Origin of the sequence: Enterobacter sp. ku-bf2, assembly GCF_001742765.1 — a bacterium.
GTDB classification, from domain to species: Bacteria; Pseudomonadota; Gammaproteobacteria; order Enterobacterales; family Enterobacteriaceae; genus Enterobacter; species Enterobacter quasiroggenkampii.
In genome coordinates, this window is record NZ_MDVW01000001.1 from 560260 (window position 1) to 579164 (window position 18905).

At 57.4% G+C, this 18905-nt stretch carries 15 protein-coding genes; 5 read left to right on the forward strand and 10 right to left on the reverse strand.

The window, feature by feature from the left end; translation table 11 throughout:
* Window positions 1–2: 2 nt before the first annotated feature.
* Window positions 3–953, reverse strand: coding sequence for a branched-chain amino acid ABC transporter permease (locus BFG58_RS02690; RefSeq protein ID WP_069719169.1), 951 nt, complete (start codon window positions 951–953; stop codon window positions 3–5).
* A gap of 170 nt (window positions 954–1123) precedes the next feature.
* Here BFG58_RS02690 and BFG58_RS02695 point away from each other — a divergent pair, with 170 nt between their 5' ends.
* A complete protein-coding gene (locus tag BFG58_RS02695) occupies window positions 1124–2056 on the forward strand; it encodes a LysR substrate-binding domain-containing protein (RefSeq protein ID WP_045908799.1) in 933 nt (310 codons plus the stop codon).
* 57 nt (window positions 2057–2113) lie between these two features.
* Here BFG58_RS02695 and ompC read toward each other — a convergent pair whose 3' ends face one another.
* The gene (gene ompC, locus BFG58_RS02700; RefSeq protein ID WP_021240201.1) at window positions 2114–3187 is read right to left on the reverse strand and encodes a porin OmpC; all 1074 of its coding nucleotides are present in this window, start codon (window positions 3185–3187) and stop codon (window positions 2114–2116) included.
* Between the two features lie 630 nt (window positions 3188–3817).
* Window positions 3818–4696, reverse strand: a complete 879-nt coding sequence (gene yddG, locus BFG58_RS02705) for an aromatic amino acid DMT transporter YddG (protein WP_008501732.1) — start codon at window positions 4694–4696, stop codon at window positions 3818–3820.
* A gap of 221 nt (window positions 4697–4917) precedes the next feature.
* Here yddG and fdnG point away from each other — a divergent pair, with 221 nt between their 5' ends.
* From fdnG to fdnI, 3 genes are read left to right on the forward strand one after another with little or no spacing between them, the layout of a single operon-like run.
* Window positions 4918–7965 (forward strand): formate dehydrogenase-N subunit alpha, encoded by a 3048-nt coding sequence (gene fdnG / locus BFG58_RS02715; protein ID WP_139125290.1) that lies wholly within the window; start codon window positions 4918–4920, stop codon window positions 7963–7965.
* Between the two features lie 11 nt (window positions 7966–7976).
* Window positions 7977–8861, forward strand: coding sequence for a formate dehydrogenase subunit beta (gene fdxH / locus BFG58_RS02720; protein ID WP_069719171.1), 885 nt, complete (start codon window positions 7977–7979; stop codon window positions 8859–8861).
* The gene (gene fdnI / locus BFG58_RS02725; protein ID WP_048223347.1) at window positions 8854–9510 is read left to right on the forward strand and encodes a formate dehydrogenase-N subunit gamma; all 657 of its coding nucleotides are present in this window, start codon (window positions 8854–8856) and stop codon (window positions 9508–9510) included. The genes fdxH and fdnI overlap by 8 nt, the downstream gene beginning before the upstream one ends.
* Window positions 9511–9568: 58 nt before the next feature.
* Here fdnI and ppk2 read toward each other — a convergent pair whose 3' ends face one another.
* Complete coding sequence (ppk2, locus tag BFG58_RS02730; RefSeq protein WP_069719172.1) at window positions 9569–10387, reverse strand: polyphosphate kinase 2; 819 nt, start codon at window positions 10385–10387, stop codon at window positions 9569–9571.
* Between the two features lie 165 nt (window positions 10388–10552).
* Between ppk2 and araJ the strand changes: the two genes are divergently transcribed.
* Window positions 10553–11728 (forward strand): MFS transporter AraJ, encoded by a 1176-nt coding sequence (araJ, locus tag BFG58_RS02735; protein ID WP_069719173.1) that lies wholly within the window; start codon window positions 10553–10555, stop codon window positions 11726–11728.
* A gap of 6 nt (window positions 11729–11734) precedes the next feature.
* Here the strand turns inward: araJ and BFG58_RS02740 are convergent, their stop codons facing one another.
* The 6 genes from BFG58_RS02740 to BFG58_RS02765 are packed head-to-tail and all read right to left on the reverse strand — an operon-like array spanning window position 11735 to window position 18849.
* Window positions 11735–12826: an alkylhydroperoxidase domain protein gene (locus BFG58_RS02740; RefSeq protein WP_069719174.1), complete on the reverse strand. Its 1092-nt coding sequence runs from the start codon at window positions 12824–12826 to the stop codon at window positions 11735–11737.
* 10 nt (window positions 12827–12836) lie between these two features.
* Entirely contained in the window at window positions 12837–13826 is a 990-nt protein-coding gene (locus BFG58_RS02745) for a putative FMN-dependent luciferase-like monooxygenase (protein ID WP_048223343.1), read from the reverse strand.
* Complete coding sequence (locus BFG58_RS02750; protein WP_069719175.1) at window positions 13823–15430, reverse strand: ABC transporter ATP-binding protein; 1608 nt, start codon at window positions 15428–15430, stop codon at window positions 13823–13825. Before BFG58_RS02750 ends, BFG58_RS02745 begins: the two co-directional genes overlap by 4 nt.
* Window positions 15427–16278 carry an ABC transporter permease gene (locus BFG58_RS02755; protein ID WP_069719176.1) on the reverse strand — a complete coding sequence of 284 codons (852 nt, stop codon included), beginning with the start codon at window positions 16276–16278 and terminating at the stop codon, window positions 15427–15429. Before BFG58_RS02755 ends, BFG58_RS02750 begins: the two co-directional genes overlap by 4 nt.
* Window positions 16275–17219: an ABC transporter permease gene (locus BFG58_RS02760; RefSeq protein WP_023327539.1), complete on the reverse strand. Its 945-nt coding sequence runs from the start codon at window positions 17217–17219 to the stop codon at window positions 16275–16277. Before BFG58_RS02760 ends, BFG58_RS02755 begins: the two co-directional genes overlap by 4 nt.
* 10 nt (window positions 17220–17229) lie before the next feature.
* A complete protein-coding gene (locus BFG58_RS02765) occupies window positions 17230–18849 on the reverse strand; it encodes a TIGR04028 family ABC transporter substrate-binding protein (protein WP_069719177.1) in 1620 nt (539 codons plus the stop codon).
* Window positions 18850–18905: the final 56 nt, after the last annotated feature.

Below are 18905 nucleotides of genomic sequence, written 5' to 3' on the forward strand. Positions count from 1 at the left end.
CCTTACGCCCTGTGCGCCACGCGCTCGCCCAGCAGGCCAGCCGGACGAAAGACCAACACCAGGATCAGCACCATAAAGGCAAAGACATCCTGATAGTTGCTGCCAAATACGCCATGGGTCAGTTCACCGAGGTAACCTGCGCCCAGCGCTTCGATAATGCCGAGCAGGATACCGCCAATCATGGCGCCACGAATGTTACCAATGCCCCCCAGCACGGCGGCGGTAAAGGCCTTGATCCCGGGCAAAAAGCCCATCGAGAAGCTGGCGTTACCGTAGTTGCTGGCCATCATCACGCCTGCCAGCGCGGCAAACACGCCGCCAATGGCAAACGTCAGGGTGATGATGGCGTTTGGGTTAACCCCCATCAGCGTGGCCACGCGTGGGTTTTCCGCCACGGCGCGCATGCCGCGCCCCAGACGGGTGTATTCCACCAGCAGCCACAGGCCGGTCATCACAGCCAGCGCCAGCGCCACGGTGACAATGCCGGTAACGGTCACGATGGCGGGCGGGTGCGTTTCACTTCCAGACGTCACGGCAATCGGATCCATGGGCAGGATCTGCGGGAACATCAGCGGGTTGCGCGTCCAGATAATCATCGCCACGGTTTGCAGCAGGACGGAGACGCCGATACCCGAGATCAGCGGCGCGAGCCGCGGGGCGTTGCGCAGTCGACGGTAGGCAAAGCGTTCCACGGCCATCGCCAGCACGGCACAAACGGCCATGGCAATCATCAGGGCAATGCCAAGCTGCAACAGCAGCGGCATATGCGGGAAGGTGGTGTTCAGGGCGTTCATGGCGGAGAGCGTGGTGAGCGCGCCGACCATCAGAATATCGCCGTGAGCAAAGTTAATAATGCGCAAAATGCCATACACCATGGTATAGCCCAGCGCGATCAGCGCGTAGATGCTTCCCAGCATCACACCGTTGATCAGTTGTTGTATGAGTGTATCCAACGTCTGTACCCGCAAAGTGCTCGTTCTGCGGCTACCATCCAATAAATGAATTAAATTGTAAAATACGCATCTATTATTTCTTATGATAAATAAATATTGTTTTATCTTTATGATTTATATGAAAATAGTTTACGCCTGCTTTTGGGTGAAAAGCCTAAAGAAATCAACATATGAATAAAACAGAACAATTGGCGAATCTGGCGGCGTATGCAGAAAGCCGCCTGGCAAACGATCCGCCGCTTCGGGCCGTACGTGCCTTTGAGGCCATCGCCCGGCTGGGCAGCGTCACGCTGGCCGCACAGGAGCTGAATATCTCTCCGTCGGCCGTCAGCCATCAGCTCAAGGTGCTCGAAGGATACCTGCAAATGCCGCTCACGGAACGTCAGGGGCGCAGGCTGGTGCTGAGCCAGCACGGGCGGGAATATTACCGCTCGATCCGTGCGGCGTTTAACGTGCTGCGCCAGGCAACGGAGCACCTGGCGGAGCAGGCGCAAACGCGTCAGGTCACCATCAGCCTGATCCCGCTGTTTGGTATGGGGTGGTTTATCCCACGTTTGCCTGCGTTTATGCGCGCCAATCCCCAAACCGAGATCAACGTGGTGTATGCCAACCACCGTAACTATCTGAGCGACGCGTCGGATATGTCGATTCGTTTTGGCAACGGGCAGTGGGCGGGCTATCAGAGTGAAAAGCTGATTTCCGGTCAGATGGTGCCGGTGTGCAGCCGTGCGTTTTTGCGCATTCATGGCCATATCGATACGCCTGAGCAGTTGCTGCAAATGCCGCTCCTGCACGATGAAGAGCGTACGAGCTGGACGCAGTGGTTTTTGTTGCAGGGGGTAAAACGTCCTCTCCGGCGAAGCGGCCCGCTGTTTGAAGACGGACTGTTGACGCTGGCGGGCGTACAGGCTGGTCTGGGCTGTGCACTAATGCGTGAGCCGCTGATTGCGCCGTATCTAGAGAGCGGTGAGCTGGTGAAGATCTTTGACTTACCGATTGATGACGGGCGCGATTACTACCTCTGCGTGCGTTCAGATTCAGAGATGACCGAGGATGGCAAGCTGCTGCAAACCTGGCTGCGTCGGGCGGCGGGCCATGAATAAGCGCCCTGAATAGAAAAAAGGCCAGCGATAATCGCCGGCCTTTTGTCCTGACACATCTTAGAACTGGTAGGTCAGACCTACAGCAACGATGTTGTCGGTAGCCACTTTAGCATCTTTGGTGAACTTGCTGTCATCAACAAGGTTGATTTTGTAATCAACGTAGGTAGACATGTTTTTGTTGAAGTAGTAGCTCGCGCCAACGTCAACGTATTCAACCAGATCCTGGTCGCCGTAAGAACCGATGTCTTTACCTTTGGATTTCAGATAAGCGATGGATGGACGCAGACCGAAGTCGAACTGGTACTGAGCCACAACTTCGAAGTTCTGTGCTTTGTTCGCCACGTGACCGTTACCGAATGCCGTCATGTTGCGGGTTTCAGAGTAAGTGGTTGCCAGGTAGATGTTGTTGGCATCGTACTTCAGACCTGCAGCCCATACTTCTGCGTTCTCACCACCTGCATTCAGGTTGCTTGCAGCACGAACCTGACGGTCAGTACGGTCAGATTTCGCGTAGGCTGCACTTGCAGCAAATCCATCAAACTCATAGCTGGAAGACAGACCCCAGCCGTCACCGTTGGATTCGGTGATATCGGTACGGTCGTTTTTACCCTGGTACTGTGCTGCAAAGTTCAGACCATCAACCAGGCCAAAGAAGTCGGTGTTACGGTAGGTTGCAACGCCAGTGGTACGGCCAGTCATAAAGCCATCGGTCTGGGTCCAGGTATCGCCGCCGAACTCTGGCAGAACGTCAGTCCATGCGCCGACGTCGTAAGCAACACCGTAGTTACGACCATAGTCGAAAGAACCGAATTCGTTGAATTTCAGACCGGCAAACGCCAGACGCGTTTTGTTACCGTCAGAACCCTGAGCTTCGGAGCGGTTGCCCTTGAACTCATATTCCCACTGGCCGTAACCGGTCATCTGGTCGTTAATCTGCGTTTCGCCTTTGAAGCCCAGACGAACATAAGTTTTGTCGCCGTCGTTGTTTGTATCATCTGAGAAATAGTGCAGACCTGTCACTTTACCGTACAGATCCAGCTTGTTACCGTCTTTGTTGTAAATTTCGGCAGCGTTAACAACGCCTGCTGCCAGCATGGAAGTGACTGCCACTGCAACTAATTTAAGTTTCATCTTAAATGTTCCTTATAATTTTTTTGGGTATTTCCTGAACCACTTTGAACGATTTCTAAACGAGGCTGTTCGTCAATGGCATGCTATTCTTAAAAATCTCGTAGTCTTATTTCAATAATAAGTTTCAAAATATTAGAGATAATTTCAATTAGTGTGATCTCGATCGTGTGGGAAGGGTGATATTTAAACAATATGACCGGAATTTATACGATTAATATGTATTTAATGCGTGGAATTATTGCTGTCGCTATAATTTCTGAAGGTTTTAGTATCGTGCGTTAGATTTCGGTATATTCGAGGGTTAGAGGCGGGTTTTATTGCTATTTTTCTTTAAAAGCAGTGGGTTGGTCTGAGTATTGAACGGCTATTCCGCATATTTCCACAAATGTGTCAGATCTGAATTATTGCAGTCATGGCTATCCATGGCGTTAATATTGATGGTTGACTAATTTCATGCCGTTGTCAGTTTATGTCAATTCCTTTCAGGGGACTTTACAGATATCAGCAAATATAAACCGAATTTAAACAGACTGTCTGTTATCAGGATAAATATTCTGAAGTGCGATCACACTTTAAATTTATGTTAATTATGTTGCCGGGTTGAAATTCCCCCGGCCACGGGAGAAAACCTTATTTTCGCGTTGCGTACCAGCAGAGCAACGACCCGGCGCAGACCATCAACGCGCCTTGCCAGAACGAGAATGAAAGCGGGGAGCTTAACACTGCGGCTGCAAGCGCAGCAGAGAGGACGGGGGTAAAATAGGACACGGCAGCCAGCACCGTGACGTTACCGTGCAGGATACCAATATTCCATGCGGCGTAACCAAACCCAAGCGCAATGCCGCACATAACGAGCTTCACCACCACCGGGAGGGTAAACACCATGTCGGGCTGATCGCTCAGGGCATATTTCACCCACAGACTTAGCGCGGTCAGCAAGACAAACAGGGTGATGCCGTTTTGTCCTTTCGCAAATTTGCTGGTGACTGTGCAATAGGCGGCCCAGATAAAGGCCCCGGCAAACGCCAGCGCATAGCTGAGAGGGCTGGAAACGACATTGCGGGTTATTTCTTCAAGGTGTAATCCTTCTTCGCCGCCCAATACCCAGCAGACGCCCAGCAGCGAAATGACCAGGCCTGGGATCACCCACAGGGTAGATTTTTGCCCGTTGAACAAAATCGCAAATACGATCGTCAGGCTCGGCCAGAGGTAATTCACCATACCGACTTCAATCGCCTGCGCGCGCGTGGCGGCATAGCCCAGCGACAGCGCCAGGCATATTTCGTAGCTGACAAATAAAACGCTGCCCGCAATAAGATACCGCGGCGAGAACCGTCTGATATCAGGAAATCCTACCGTCACCAGGCACAGCAATCCGCTGAGGGTGTAGATCATTGCTGCACCGCCTACCGGGCCCAGTCCCTCACTCACGCTGCGAATAAGGCCGACCATGGTGCTCCATAACAATATCGCCGCCAGCCCAATAAGCGTTGCTCTCTTTCTGTCCATTACTTCGCCATCGCAATAAAAATCAAAGGAAAAATGTATCGCATTACGCCTGTCGCTGTCGTGAATTATTCTCTTAAGCCGTTAATCAAAAAGGGGTAATGAAATATTGCGGGGGTGACTATTAAGGGGGGGAAGACAGATGACCTTGATTTGACGCAAAAAAATCAGGGGCTTTGCTGTTAGTTTGCGGCGCGAAGTCTTTTCAGATAACGAGGACAACAATGGACGTCAGCCGCAGACAATTTTTTAAAATCTGCGCGGGCGGTATGGCCGGAACAACAGCCGCAATGCTGGGATTTGCTCCCAAAATGGCGCTGGCTCAGGCACGCAACTATAAGCTGCTGCGCGCGAAAGAGATCCGTAACACCTGCACATACTGCTCCGTGGGTTGTGGGCTTTTAATGTATAGCCTGGGCGATGGCGCGAAGAACGCCAGAGAAGCGATTTACCACATTGAAGGGGATCCGGATCATCCGGTGAGCCGTGGGGCGCTTTGCCCGAAAGGGGCGGGGCTGTTGGACTACGTTCACAGCGAAAACCGCCTGCGCTACCCGGAATACCGCGCGCCGGGTTCTGATAAATGGCAGCGTATCTCCTGGGATGAGGCCTTCTCCCGTATTGCAAAATTAATGAAAGCCGACCGCGACGCCAACTTTATTGAAAAGAACGCGCAGGGCGTGACGGTCAACCGCTGGCTGACCACCGGCATGTTATGCGCATCTGCGGCCAGTAATGAAACCGGCATGTTGACGCAAAAATTTGTGCGCTCTCTCGGCATGCTGGCGGTAGACAACCAGGCGCGCGTCTGACACGGACCAACGGTAGCAAGTCTTGCTCCAACATTTGGTCGCGGTGCGATGACCAACCACTGGGTTGATATCAAAAACGCGAACGTCGTGGTGGTGATGGGTGGTAACGCCGCTGAAGCCCATCCGGTGGGGTTCCGCTGGGCGATGGAAGCGAAAAACAACAATGATGCGACGCTTATCGTCGTCGATCCGCGCTTTACGCGTACGGCATCGGTGGCCGATATCTATGCGCCAATCCGCTCCGGTACGGACATCACGTTCCTGTCCGGTGTGCTGCTGTACCTGATCGAAAACAACAAAATTAACGCGGAATACGTTAAGCACTACACCAACGCGAACCTGCTGGTGCGGGATGACTTTGCCTTCGATGACGGACTGTTTAGCGGCTATGACGCCGAAAAACGCCAGTACGATAAAACGTCCTGGAACTATCAGTTCGATGAAAACGGCTATGCGATGCGGGATGAAACCCTGACGAATCCGCGCTGCGTGTGGAACCTGCTGAAACAGCATGTTTCCCGCTATACGCCGGACGTTGTGGAAAACATCTGCGGCACGCCGAAAGCGGACTTCCTGAAGGTGTGTGAGGTGCTGGCCTCCACCAGCGCCGCCGACAGAACCACCACGTTCCTGTACGCGCTGGGCTGGACGCAGCACACCGTCGGCGCGCAGAACATCCGCACCATGGCGATGATCCAGCTGCTGCTCGGCAACATGGGCATGGCCGGGGGCGGCGTGAACGCGCTGCGGGGTCACTCCAACATTCAGGGGCTGACCGACCTCGGCCTGCTCTCGACCAGCCTGCCGGGCTACCTGACGCTGCCGTCTGAAAAGCAGACGGATCTGCAAAGCTATCTGGCGGCGAACACGCCAAAAGCGACGCTGCCGGACCAGGTGAACTACTGGAGCAACTATCCGAAGTTCTACGTCAGCCTGATGAAATCCTTCTACGGTGATGCGGCGCAGAAAGAGAACGACTGGGGCTTTGAGTGGCTGCCGAAGTGGGATCAGGCTTATGACGTCATCAAGTATTTCAACATGATGGATAAGGGCAACGTCACGGGGTATATCTGCCAGGGCTTCAACCCGGTGGCCTCCTTCCCGGACAAGAACAAAGTCGTTCGCAGCCTGAGCAAGCTGAAGTACATGGTCGTTATCGATCCGCTGGTGACCGAGACCTCCACCTTCTGGCAGAACCACGGGGAATCAAACGATGTCGATCCGGCGTCGATTCAGACCGAAGTGTTCCGCCTGCCGTCCACCTGCTTTGCGGAAGAGGATGGCTCCATTGCCAACTCCGGCCGCTGGCTGCAGTGGCACTGGAAAGGCCAGGATGCACCGGGTGAAGCGCGCAACGACGGTGAGATCCTGGCCGGGATTTACCACCGCCTGCGCGAAATGTACCGCACCGAAGGCGGCAAAGGCGCTGAGCCGCTGCTGAAGATGAGCTGGCGCTACAAGCAGCCGGATCGTCCCGAGTCTGAAGAAGTCGCGAAAGAGAATAACGGCGTGGCGCTGGCGGATCTGTATGACGCGAGCGGCAATCTGGTGGCGAAGAAAGGTCAGCTGCTGAACAGCTTCGCGCTGCTGCGCGACGACGGCACCACGGCCTCGTCCTGCTGGATCTACACCGGTAGCTGGACCGAGCAGGGTAACCAGATGGCCAACCGCGATAACGCCGATCCGTCAGGTCTGGGCAATACCCTGGGCTGGGCATGGGCGTGGCCGCTGAACCGTCGCGTGCTGTACAACCGCGCGTCGGCGGACATCAACGGCAAGCCGTGGGATCCGAAGCGCATGCTGATCCAGTGGAACGGGGCGAAATGGACGGGGAACGATATCCCGGACTACAGCACCGCCGCACCGGGCAGCAACACCGGGCCGTTTATCATGCAGCCGGAAGGGCTGGGGCGTTTGTTTGCGCTCAACAAGCTGGCGGAAGGGCCATTCCCGGAGCACTACGAGCCGATGGAAACGCCGCTGGGGACAAATCCGCTGCACCCGAACGTGGTCTCCAGTCCGGTGGTGCGTATCTACGAAGACGACGCGCTGCGTCTGGGCAAAAAGGACAAATTCCCGTACGTGGGGACGACCTACCGCCTGACCGAGCATTTCCATACCTGGACCAAGCACGCACGGCTTAACGCCATCGCGCAGCCGGAACAGTTTGTGGAGATAAGCGAAACGCTGGCGAAGGCGAAAGGCATTGCCAACGGCGATCGCGTGAAGGTGAGCAGCAAGCGCGGGTTTATTCGCGCGGTGGCGGTGGTCACCCGCCGCCTGCAGTCGCTGAACGTGCACGGCCAGCAGGTGGAAACCGTCGGCATCCCGCTGCACTGGGGCTTTGAAGGGGTGGCGCAGAAAGGCTACATCGCTAATACCCTGACGCCAAACGTCGGCGATTCCAACTCGCAAACGCCGGAGTACAAAGCGTTTCTGGTCAACATCGAGAAAGCGTAAGGAGCGATTAAATGGCGATGGAAACACAAGACATTATTAAACGCTCCGCGACTAACCCGATTACCCCCGCGCCTCGCGCGCGGGACTACAAGGCAGAAGTCGCCAAGCTTATCGACGTCTCCTCCTGCGTGGGCTGTAAAGCCTGCCAGGTGGCCTGCTCGGAGTGGAACGACATCCGCGATGAGGTGGGGCATTGCGTAGGGGTTTACGATAATCCGGCGGATCTGAGCGCCAAATCCTGGACGGTGATGCGTTTTAGCGAAACCGACCAGAACGGCAAGCTGGAGTGGCTGATCCGCAAAGACGGCTGCATGCACTGTGAAGATCCGGGCTGTCTGAAGGCGTGCCCGTCTGCCGGGGCAATTATCCAGTATGCCAACGGGATCGTCGATTTCCAGCAGGACAACTGCATCGGCTGCGGCTACTGCATCGCGGGCTGTCCGTTTAATATTCCGCGCCTCAATAAAGAGGATAACCGGGTATACAAATGTACCCTGTGCGTGGACCGCGTCAGCGTCGGTCAGGAACCTGCCTGCGTGAAGACCTGTCCCACCGGGGCGATCCACTTCGGCACCAAAAAAGAGATGCTGGACGTGGCGCAGCAGCGTGTCGATAAGCTCAAAGCGCGGGGCTACAACAAAGCGGGCATTTACAACCCGCAGGGCGTGGGCGGTACGCACGTGATGTATGTGCTGCACCATAGCGACCAGCCGGAGCTGTACCACAACCTGCCGAAGGATCCGGCGATCGATACCTCCATCAACCTGTGGAAAGGGGCGCTTAAACCGCTCTCCGCGGCGGGCTTTATCGCCACCTTTGCCGGGTTGATCTATCACTACATCGGTATCGGGCCAAACAAAGAGGTGGATGACGACGAGGAGGAGCATCATGAGTAAGTCGAAAATGATAGTGCGCACCAAATTTGTCGATCGCGCCTGTCACTGGACGGTGGTGATCTGCTTCTTCCTGGTGGCGGTATCGGGAATTTCGTTCTTCTTCCCGACGCTGCAGTGGCTGACCGAAACCTTCGGTACGCCGCAGATGGGGCGCATTCTGCACCCGTTCTTCGGCGTGCTGATTTTTGTGGTGCTGATGTTTATGTTCGTGCGCTTCGTCCATCACAATATTCCTGACAAGCAGGATATCCCGTGGGTGAAAGGGATTGTCGAAGTCCTGAAGGGTAACGAGCACAAAGTCGCGAAGGTGGGGAAATACAACGCCGGGCAAAAGATGATGTTCTGGACCATCATGAGCATGATTTTTGTGCTGCTGGTGACCGGCGTGATGATCTGGCGTCCGTATTTTGCACATTATTTCCCGATTCAGGTGGTGCGTTACGCGCTGCTGATCCACGCGACGTCGGCCATCATCCTGATTCATGCCATCCTGATCCATATGTATATGGCGTTCTGGGTGAAAGGATCAATCAAAGGGATGATTGAAGGGAAGGTGAGCCGCCGCTGGGCGCAGAAACACCATCCGCGCTGGTACCGTGATGTGGAGCGACTGGAAGCAAAACAGGAAAGTACGGAAGGGATTAAGTAAGACCTGCGCCGTCGGCTTTGCCCGGCGGCGCTGCGCTTGCGCGGGCCTACTCTTCAAATCAGAACCGCTCCTCCACATACCGGAACGGATATTTTGTGGGTTTGACTTTGCCGATTTTGCGTTTCGGTAAATCCACTTTCTCAACATGTATTTCTTTATACGGGATCTGCGAAAGCAAATGCGAAATAATGTTCAGTCGCACGCGTTTTTTATCCTCTGAACGCGCCACAAACCACGGCGCCCAGGCGGTATCGGTGGCTTCAAACATGGCGTCGCGGGCGCGGGTGTACTCGTCCCACAGGTTAAAGGATTTAATATCCATCGGCGACAGCTTCCAGATCTTACGCCCATCGTTAATACGGTCGCGCAGGCGTCGCTCCTGCTCTTTCGGCGTCACCTCCAGCCAGTATTTCAGCAGGATAATCCCGGCATCGACCATCGCTTTTTCCATAACCGGCGCGCCGTCTAAAAATTTCTCCGCCTGTTCCTCCGTGCAGAACCCCATCACCCGCTCAACGCCCGCGCGGTTATACCAGCTGCGATCGAAGATCACGATTTCACCCGCCGAAGGCAGGTGGGGCACATAGCGCTGGAAGTAAAGCTGGCTTTTTTCCTTTTCAGTCGGAGCAGGGAGCGCAACAACGCGAAACACGCGCGGGCTGACGCGCTCGGTGATCGCTTTAATGGTGCCGCCTTTGCCGGCACCGTCGCGTCCTTCAAAAACAATACACACTTTTAACCCTTTGGCGACGACCCATTGCTGGAGCTTAACCAGTTCGACGTGCAGGCGGCGGAGCTCTTTCTCATACTCTTTGGTCTTAAGCGGTGCATTCGTTACGACATCAACAGCGACAGGGGTTTTCTTTTTGCTTCCCATGATTGTCATCCTCAGGTTGTCCGGTGCGGAAAAAGCGAGGCCGCACTATGAAGTGTAATCCACCTGAATTAATGGATTAACCTGTCAGCTAGCTGATTTGAACTGGCTCACCATACAAGATTATTTAATAATGCCCGTTGCGAGTGATTAACCCGTGGTTGAGGTATGAAAAAGACAATATTTTCGTTGGCGCTTGGCACATTTGGCCTGGGCATGGCCGAATTTGGCATTATGGGCGTGTTAACCGAGCTGGCGCGTGACACCGGTATTTCGATTCCCTCCGCCGGGAATATGATCTCGTTTTATGCCTTCGGCGTGGTGATTGGCGCCCCGATTGTGGCGCTGTTCTCAGGCAAGTTCTCGTTAAAAACCACGCTGCTGTTTCTGGTTGCCCTGTGCGCGGTCGGGAACGCTCTGTTTACGTTTTCTACGTCATATTTCTGGCTGGCGACCGGGCGCCTGATTTCTGGTTTTCCTCACGGCGCGATTTTCGGCGTCGGGGCGATTATTCTGTCTAAAATTGCGCCGCCGGGGAAGGTGACGGTCGCGGTGGCCGGGATGATCGCCGGGATGACCGTCGCCAATCTCGTGGGCGTCCCGCTCGGCACCTGGCTGGGACACCAGTTCAGCTGGCGTTATACCTTTTTCCTGATCGCCCTGTTCGATGCGCTGGTGATCCTCTCGGTGCTGATCTGGGTGCCGGACATCCATGACAAATCAGAAATTAAACTGACCGAACAGTTCCAGTTCCTGAAGAAACCGGAGCCCTGGCTGATTTTTGCCGCCACGATGTTTGGCAATGCTGGCGTGTTCGCGTGGTTCAGCTTCGTTAAACCGTTTATGGTCAACGTTTCTGGCTTTTCCGAAGGCATGATGACCATCATCATGATGTTAATGGGCCTTGGCATGGTGTTGGGCAATCTGTTGAGCGGCAAACTCTCGGGACGCTTTAGCCCGCTGCGCATTGCGGCCACCACCGACATGGTGATTGTCGCCTCGCTGCTGCTGCTTTTCGCCTGCGGTGAATTGAAAACGGCCTCGCTGGTGATGGGCTTTATCTGCTGTGCCGGGCTGTTCGCGCTCTCTGCACCGCTGCAGATCCTCCTTCTGCAAAATGCGAAGGGCGGCGAGATGCTGGGGGCGGCCGGAGGGCAGATGGCGTTTAATCTCGGCAGTGCTATCGGGGCGTACTTTGGCGGGATGATGATTACCCTCGGCTTTAGCTGGCGCTACGTCACGCTGCCTGCGGCGATACTCTCGTTCTCGGCCATGAGCGCGCTGTTGGTATACGGTTACCTGCGGGCCAGACAGGCTCAGGCTAACGCTCGCGCGCTAGCCTGATTGAAGTCAGGCAAGCCAGGGCTCGCCCAGGGTCAGCATCAGGCGGTTGGCCCAGGCGAAGAACGCGGCGGACTGCACCAGATCAAGCTGGGCTAAGGTGTCCAGCCCCTCTTTTTCCAGCGCGGCAAGGTGCAGCGGCGTGGCGGCAGGCGGGGTAACCGACAGCGCTGCCGCAAAATTAATCTCCGCCTGCCAGCGCGCAGATTGCCCATCGCTCAGGGATTGTCCTGGACGCACGGCCAGCAGGGCCTCTACCGCCGCGTCATCCTTTGACAGCTGGCTGGCTTTCCGCGCATGGACAGATGCGCAGTAGATGCAGCCGTTAATTTTACTGGCGACCGTTGCGGCCAGCTCGCGCTCGGCGCGCGGTAATCCTCCCGGTGTATAAAAAATCCCTTTATCCGTTAGCGTGCGCTGTTCAAGCACCGGCAGGTTGCGCCCCAGCAGGCGGAAATAGTCGGAATCGGTGTGGCCAAACTTCGCCAGTATAGCAACCTCGTCATCACGAAAATCCGCCAGCGGTTTGGCGGCGATCCACGGCTCCCAGCCCAGTTCCTGCTGGGTGAAGGCGACAGGAGCCGCCTTTCCGGTGGCCGTGGTGGCGGTCGTGTGCCAGACGCCTGCCGCCACCGGCGCATCGCTTGTGGCGACAGGCCTGTCGTTCAGCAGCCGCAGCCCGGCAATCAGTCGGCTCTGGAAGCTGACAAAGGCGATAAGCTGCGCCAGAGTCACGATGCCTTCCTTGCTCCATCCCGCCTGGGTCAGCGCCCTTAACGATGTCGGCGTGGCTTCGACGGGGGAGAAGGTCAGCAGGCGCGCGAAATTGAGCGCCGGGGTCAGACGGTCTGAGGTCGGGTCTGCCAGGCCAAACCCCGCATAGTGCGCGGCCAGCGCCTCCGCGTTATGCCACCTCGCAACTTTTGCCGCGACGGCGAAGCGCTCGTCCAGCGCAAAATCGCTATCCTGCTGAGTGAATAAGATTTCGTAGCTGCCCTGTGCGTGGCGCGTGGCGGCGTCCCGCGTGGCGCGCGCCTCTGCCAGAGGGGAACCGGGTTTAATTTCCGCCAGCTCGGCGAGAATGTCGTGACTTAATGACATAGGTATCTCCTCAATGGATATGGGGGGCAATATGTTCGGCGATCAGTTCGATGGAGCGCAGCGTGTCTCGATGGGTGGGCTCGACCGAATGGACCTGGAATGAGATGTCCGTGGCGCGCCGGAGAACAGAATCGGCCTGCAGCGAACGCAACACCGTCTCAGGCGAACCGATATGGGCGTCGAACTGGCGACGAAAATCTGTGACAGTGTCACCTTTAACCACGTGTCCGGCAGCGCGATGCTGCTGGGCCTGTTTCGTGAGACCCGGCGTTGCAACCTTCAGCGCATAGTCATCGCTGTCGGCGACGAATGCCGTACGAGAAGCCAGAATGCGCGGTGCGGTACCGGCGGGCAGCGCCTCAAGGTAGGCATCAACAATTGGGTTCTGGATCGCGTCAAGCGTTAAATCCAACTGGTCTGCCGGGCGCGGCTGCGTGCGGGAGAGCATTAAACCGTGTCCGGCCCGCGCGGCGCGAACGGCACCGTCGACGGAAAAGGTGGCAATCCAGATCCGGTCAGCGAGCTGTGGCGCTGGCGGGTAAAGGTGGTTATCCGGATGGGTGAGCGAATCCCCGCGCCAGGCGCTCTGGATCACATGTAGATGGTCGGCAAAAGCCGCGCCGCGCTGTTCAAACGTCAGTCCGAACGGCAGGAAAGAGGTCGGTGTGCCGCCCGAACCAAAGCCGACTTCGAGACGTCCATCGGCGAGTAAGTCCAGCACGGCGGCATCTTCCGCCACACGCAGCGGGTTTTCCATCGGCAGGGTAATGATGGCCGTACCCAGCCGAATGGTTTCGGTATGCGCCGCAACGTGGGCCAGAAACAGCAGCGGCGACGGCAGGCCGCCTTCATTCTCATGGAAGTGGTGCTGCGCAATCCAGGCGCTGTCAAAACCGTGGCGTTCGGCGTGGCGGATCTGTTCTGTAGCCAGTCGATAGCGCTCTTTTGGCGTGGCATCGTCAAGCAGGCGGGTGAAAAATCCCAGGCGTTTTCGCGTCATGCGAACTCCTCCGTAGCGGGTGAAAAATGGGGAATGGCGGCAATCAGCTCGCGGGTATAGTCGTTCTGTGGCGAGGTGAATAAGGTTTCGACGTCACCGTGTTCGACCACCTGACCGCTGCGCAGCACCGTGACGCTGTGGGCGATCCGGCGAACGGTGGAGAGATCGTGCGTGATGAACAGATAGGTTAATCCCAGCTGTTGCTGCAGCTGCTGAAGCAGAGCCAGAATTTGCGCCTGTACGGTCACGTCCAGCGCGGAGGTGGCTTCGTCCAGCACCAGAATAGTCGGCTCCAGGATCAGCGCCCTGGCGATGGCCACGCGCTGGCGCTGCCCGCCTGAAAGCTCTCTGGCCGTACGGGTCAGGAGTTCGGCGGGCAGGGCAACCCGCTGCGCCACGGTCTCCACCCGGGCCTTTCGCTCCGCCTTAGCGAGGCGAGAAAAGTTCTTCAGGGGCTCTTCGATGATGTCAAACAGTGTCTGACGCGGGTCGAGAGAGGCGAACGGGTTCTGGTAGACAAACTGGATCTTCTGGCGCAGCTGACGGCGGGCCTCGCGGCTGAGCGCGGTGGCATCAATGTCATCAATAATGACCTGTCCGTTATCCGCCTGTTCAAAACCCAGCAAAATACGGGCGAGGGTGGTCTTCCCGGAGCCGGATTCACCGACCAGCGCATGGGTGCTGCCGCGTCTGACGTCAAACGTCACCCGATCCAGCGCCTGAAGCTGATGACCTTTACCCAGCGAGAACCGTTTGCTGATGGCGCGGGCGCGAATGGCCGGTGACGAGAGCGGAAGACCTGATACCGGGGCGATGGTCAGGCGCTGGCCCTGGAGATCGCTCAGTAGCTGACGGGTGTAGGCGTGCTGCGGCGTGCGGACAATGTCGGCGGTGTCGCCGTGCTCCTGAACCTCACCGTTGCGAAACACCAGCAGCCTGTCCGCGCGCTGGGCAGCCAGCGCCAGATCGTGGGTGACGAACAGAACCGCAGTACCCGATTCCCGGCGCAGGATATCCAGCAGATCGAGAATGCGTTTTTGCACCGTCACGTCCAGCGCGCTGGTGGGCTCATCGGCAACGATCACGTCCGGGCGCAGGGCAATGGCGATGGCAATCAGCACGCGCTGTTTCATCCCGCCGGAGAGCTGATGCGGATACTGCGTCATGCGCTGTTCGGGGTGGCTCAGGCCGACCTTTCTCAGCAGGGCGAGCACCTGCTCGTCGCGCTGGAGAGCCGTTACCTTTTGGTGCAGCTGAATAATTTCCCCGACCTGCACGCCGATCGTCTTCACCGGGTTGAGTGAATTACCCGGATCCTGCGGAACCAGGCTGATTCGCGCCCCGCGAAGGGTATCGAGACGCTTCGCTGACCACCGGCTAATCTCCTCGCCGTTGAGCACGATTTTTCCCGCATCGCGCCGGGCGTTATCCGCCAGCAGGCCAATGATTGCCTGTGCCGTGGTCGTTTTGCCGGATCCGGATTCGCCGACAAAGGCCAGCATTTCACCTCGCCTGAGGGTAAAACTGACGTTATGTACCACCTCGCGCCACTGGCGCGCGGTACGGTAACTGATGGTCAGGTTTTCTACCGAGAGTACGGTCATTTCAGGCCTCCGCTGAACTGCTGGCTGATACGGTTGGTGGCAAGCACGACGGCGATGACGACCACGCCGGGGAAGGTGGTTAGCCACCATGCGGTAGAGAGATAGTTACGGCCTTCGGCGATCAATAAACCCCATTCCGGTACGGGCGGCGGGGTACCGTAGCCGAGAAAGCTCAGCGTGGAGAGGGCCAGAATGGCCTGACCAAACTGCAGCGTGGCAAAGGCGAGTACGGCGGTTAAGGCATTGGGCAGGATGTGTCGCCACAGCACCGCCAGGAACGTCCCGCCGCTGCCGAACGCTGCCTCGACATAATCCGTATGGCGGATGCGCACCACTTCACCGCGCGCGAGGCGGGCGAAGCTGGCAATGGAGGCCACGCCGACGGCAATCGCGGCATTAACGGTGCCAAACCCGAGCAGAATAATGACCGTCAGCGAGAGCAGCAGAGACGGAATGGATAACAGCACATCGACAAAACGCATCAGGAAAGACTCGACGCGTCCGGCGAACGCGCCGGCGATCACCCCCAGACCGGTGCCCACCACCAGCCCCATCGTGACGGCAGCGAGCGCCGCGCTCAGGGAGTGGGACGCACCATACACAATACGGGTATAAACATCGCGGCCAAGCTGATCGGTGCCGAGCCAGTGGCCCGCCTGCGGTGCCAGACGTTGTGCTCCGGCGATGCCCTCAATCGGGCTGTAGTGGGTTAACAGGCCGGGCGCCACGGCGGCAAAAAGCGCAATAATAATGACCGCCCATGCCAGCCACAGTCCCGGCTGCCACGCGACGCCCTGCCAGCCGGGAACGCGTTTTCGCGCGGCGGCAGCGTAATCGACCAGGCTCATGATGCACCTCCGGTAACGGTTTGCAGACGGGGATCCAGCAGCGGCATCAGCAGATCCACCAGCAGATTGATCAGGACAAAACCGAGGGCGGATATCATGACCACCGCCTGAAGCACGGCGATGTCCTGGTTGTTCACCGCCTGCTGGGTCAGCTGCCCGAGCCCGCTGCGGCCAAAAACGGTTTCGGTGATCAGCGCCCCGGCAATCAGCTCGCCCAGCAGCAGCCCGGCAATGTTCAGGACCGGCAGCAGGGCGTTGCCGGTGACATGACGCCACAGCACGGCGGTTTCACTCAGCCCTTTAGCCCTGGCCACGGCGACAAACGGCTGCGTCGCCACCTGGTCGAGGCTGCGCATCAGGATTTGTGCCAGCGGGGCGGAGATCGGGATCGCGACGGTCACGATCGGCAGGATCAGCCCCTGCAACGGGGTCGGGTTAATCACCGGGATCAGCCGCAACTGGAAAGAAAAGAGCTGGATGAGGGCAATCCCCAGCCAGAACGTCGGTAAGGAGATAAACAGGACCGGCAGAGACTGGAGGGTATTACTTAGCCAGCGCAGACCCGGCAGGCGCGACGCAAAGGCCAGCGCAAACGCCAGCAGGACCGCGAGTAAAAAGGCGGGCAGGGCGAGGCTCAGGGTATCCGGCAGATTGCTGGCAATCAGCTCGCTGACCGGCACCCCGGCCTGTAACGAGTAGCCGAAATCCCCGCGCAGCATCGCCAGCAGCGTGTGGCCGTATTGCTGCCAAAGCGGGCTGTCCGCGCCGTAGGCCACGCGCATTTCCTCGATTTGCGCCGGGCTTAAGCCCAGGTCCGGGTTCTGAAATTTAATCAGCACCGCGTCGCCCGGCAGCACCTGGAGCAACACGAACGAGAGGGTAAAGGCGGCCCACAAGACCAGCAGCCCGTGCCCAAAACGTTGAAGAAGTGCGTGGCGCATCGTCAGCTCCTCAGTGTTTCTCTATCCACGCGCCGTAGAACGACGGGCGGCCGACTGCTTCAAAATTGACGCCTTTCAGCCACGGCGCACCGGCAAAGACCTGCGGCTCTTCGAAAATCGGAATGACGTAGGCGTTATCCAGCAGGTAACGCTGGGCATCGCCGGTCAGCTGCAGGCGTTTTTGTGGATCAACCTCTGAGGATATATTCACCAGCAGCGCATTCAGCTTGTCGTCACGGAAGCTTTTGACCTTGTCGCTGGAGCCGCCTTTTTGCAGCAGGGCGTCGCGGTTAGCGGGGTAGAACATGCTCTTCACCACGTCCGGATCGGCGCGGCCCACTTCGGAGACGGTTAACGGGGTTTTCAGCGGATCAAGGTTATCCAGCGTGCGGCTGCCTGCGTCGCCGGCTTTCACGCTCAGCGCCACGCCCACCTGACGCCACTGCTGGGCAACCAACTGCAGCACCTCTTTATTTTGTGGCTGCGGCAGGGATTCATATACCGTCAGCGCCAGCCGCTGTCCATCCTTGGTGCGGATCCCGTCGCTGCCTGTTTTCCAGCCTGCCTCGTCCAGCAGCTGGTTGGCTTTTGCCGGGTCAAAGGACAATTTGTCGCTGAGATCGACAAAGCCAGCGGCGGAATCGGCAATTACCGACTTCGCCTGCGGATAGTTAGCCGAGAAGAGGGTCTCAACCACCTGTTTTGCATTGGTGGCATGCAGCAGCGCCTGGCGCACGCGAATATCGGAGACCAGCGGGTTATCCGGACGGAAACTAATGCTGTCATTCACCCCGCGCGTCGGGGCGGCGTAGATTTTATAGCCCTGATCGGTCGCCTGCTTTTCGTCATACGCCTGCACCTGGCGAATAAAGTCGGCCTGACCGGCCAGCAGGGCGCCGACGCGCACGCTGTCTTCCTGAGTCACGATAAACTTGATGCCATCAAGATTGGCTGGCCCCTGTTGCGCCAGATTTTTGGGCCCCCACTGGTAGTCCTTACGTGCTTCCAGCGTCACTTCGCGACCCAGCTTCTCGTCCTTCACCACAAACGGGCCTGAGCCAATGATATGCCGGGCGTCACCCAGCTCTTCAAAATTGCGCTTGAGCGTGCTGAGCGAGACCAGGCCCGACCCGATGGTGGCGGTGCCCTGCAGGAATCCCGGTGACGGCTTTTTGAAGTAGAACTTCACGGTCAGCGGGTCGACCACTTCACTGCGATCGTAGTTATTGATCACTTCTGACACCGGCAGGCGCTGCGCCTTGTTACCTAAGCCGTAGGTATCAAAGTTTTTTGCTACGGCGTTGGCGTCCAGCGGCGTGCCGTCGGAGAAGGTAATACCGGGACGCAGTTTAAAGGTGTATTCGGTTTTATCGGCATTGGTGGTCCAGCTTTCGGCCACCCACGGTTCGACCTGCAGCGTCTTTGGGTTCTGCCACGTCAGTTTGTCAGTAATCTGGTTCAGAATACCGCCGTTCGGGTAGAAGCCGCCGGCAGGCGGATAGAGGTTGGTGTGCGCCTGTTGCTCCAGATAAATCAGCGTGCCGCCTTTAACAGGCGCATCCGCGGACCAGGCGGCGGTGGTCGTCAGAATCAGCGCCGTCAGCAGCGGCAGACGAAATGGGGTTTGCATGGTGAATTCCTTTGTTATCTTCTTGTTAGCGTCGGATTCATCATCGGGCGCGGGGG

What these genes read in the sequence shown, in the direction of transcription:
- BFG58_RS02695 (WP_045908799.1), top strand. Translation starts at nt 1,124, where the DNA reads ATGAATAAAACAGAACAATTGGCGAATCTGGCGGCGTATGCAGAAAGC.
- ompC (WP_021240201.1), bottom strand. Translation starts at nt 3,187, where the DNA reads ATGAAACTTAAATTAGTTGCAGTGGCAGTCACTTCCATGCTGGCAGCA.
- yddG (WP_008501732.1), bottom strand. Translation starts at nt 4,696, where the DNA reads ATGGACAGAAAGAGAGCAACGCTTATTGGGCTGGCGGCGATATTGTTA.
- fdxH (WP_069719171.1), top strand. Translation starts at nt 7,977, where the DNA reads ATGGCGATGGAAACACAAGACATTATTAAACGCTCCGCGACTAACCCG.
- fdnI (WP_048223347.1), top strand. Translation starts at nt 8,854, where the DNA reads ATGAGTAAGTCGAAAATGATAGTGCGCACCAAATTTGTCGATCGCGCC.
- ppk2 (WP_069719172.1), bottom strand. Translation starts at nt 10,387, where the DNA reads ATGGGAAGCAAAAAGAAAACCCCTGTCGCTGTTGATGTCGTAACGAAT.
- araJ (WP_069719173.1), top strand. Translation starts at nt 10,553, where the DNA reads ATGAAAAAGACAATATTTTCGTTGGCGCTTGGCACATTTGGCCTGGGC.
- BFG58_RS02740 (WP_069719174.1), bottom strand. Translation starts at nt 12,826, where the DNA reads ATGTCATTAAGTCACGACATTCTCGCCGAGCTGGCGGAAATTAAACCC.
- BFG58_RS02745 (WP_048223343.1), bottom strand. Translation starts at nt 13,826, where the DNA reads ATGACGCGAAAACGCCTGGGATTTTTCACCCGCCTGCTTGACGATGCC.
- BFG58_RS02750 (WP_069719175.1), bottom strand. Translation starts at nt 15,430, where the DNA reads ATGACCGTACTCTCGGTAGAAAACCTGACCATCAGTTACCGTACCGCG.
- BFG58_RS02755 (WP_069719176.1), bottom strand. Translation starts at nt 16,278, where the DNA reads ATGAGCCTGGTCGATTACGCTGCCGCCGCGCGAAAACGCGTTCCCGGC.
- BFG58_RS02760 (WP_023327539.1), bottom strand. Translation starts at nt 17,219, where the DNA reads ATGCGCCACGCACTTCTTCAACGTTTTGGGCACGGGCTGCTGGTCTTG.
- BFG58_RS02765 (WP_069719177.1), bottom strand. Translation starts at nt 18,849, where the DNA reads ATGCAAACCCCATTTCGTCTGCCGCTGCTGACGGCGCTGATTCTGACG.